This window comes from Sulfurihydrogenibium sp., assembly GCF_027448985.1.
GTDB lineage: Bacteria > Aquificota > Aquificia > Aquificales > Hydrogenothermaceae > Sulfurihydrogenibium.
Map to the genome: position 1 here is coordinate 1 of NZ_DAIDMN010000178.1, position 807 is coordinate 807.

At 28.9% G+C, this 807-nt stretch carries 2 protein-coding genes; both read left to right on the forward strand.

All coding sequences use genetic code 11. The annotated features are described in order from the left end of the window. Positions 1–189: 189 nt before the first annotated feature. Entirely contained in the window at positions 190–597 is a 408-nt protein-coding gene (locus tag NE054_RS08445) for a hypothetical protein (protein WP_012674163.1), read from the forward strand. 4 nt (positions 598–601) lie between these two features. Beyond that, on the forward strand, positions 602–807 hold a 206-nt coding region (locus NE054_RS08450; RefSeq protein ID WP_297890554.1), incomplete at its 3' end, for an agmatine deiminase family protein.

Below are 807 nucleotides of genomic sequence, written 5' to 3' on the forward strand. Positions count from 1 at the left end.
AAATTTTCAAAAATTTTCTACGAATGTATATATAAAAATTGACTATTTTAAGAATCTAAATATAGCTGATAGAACAAATGATTTTAAAATTATAAATGAAAATAAAGTTGTTTATACACTCGGCATTAGCTTAAATTATAAATTCTAAACTTTGCTAAAATATTAAAAATCAAAATTGAGGTTTGTGAGATGAAAAGGATTCTTATTTTAATAAGTTTTATTGCGTTTTTAACCTCTTGTGCTTCTAATGAGATAGTTATCCAGCCAAATGCTCCTATTAACTTCATAGCCAAAACTGAGAGAAAAGGTGATTACACTTTTATCATTCCTTCAAACTTTCAGTTTTTAGAAAGTGAGTCTTTGATTTTTGAAGGTAATGGAGTTTACAGAGCTTATCTTATCTACAAAGGAGAGGGTTATATACAGGATTTAGTTAACTTTTTTGATAGAGAGATGCCTAAGAATGGTTGGACTAAATTTTCAGCTCTCATTGGGAGAGATGCCCTTTTATCTTATAAGAAGGATAATCAGCTTATTGTGATAAAGATACAGTATGGACTTACAAATACTTATATAAAGATGATTTTAACGAGGTAGTAAGTTGAGAAGACTCTATATGCCTGCAGAGTGGGAAAAACATTATGGAACTTGGCTTTCTTACCCTTACAATCCAGACACGTTTTTTGAAAAGATAGATGATGTTAGAGATAAGTATGTTGAGATGATTAATTTGTTTGAAATTATTACAGAGTTTTTTGTATCTATGTCTACTACTTTTCCTTCTTTTACGTTTTGGTTTTGGTCTTT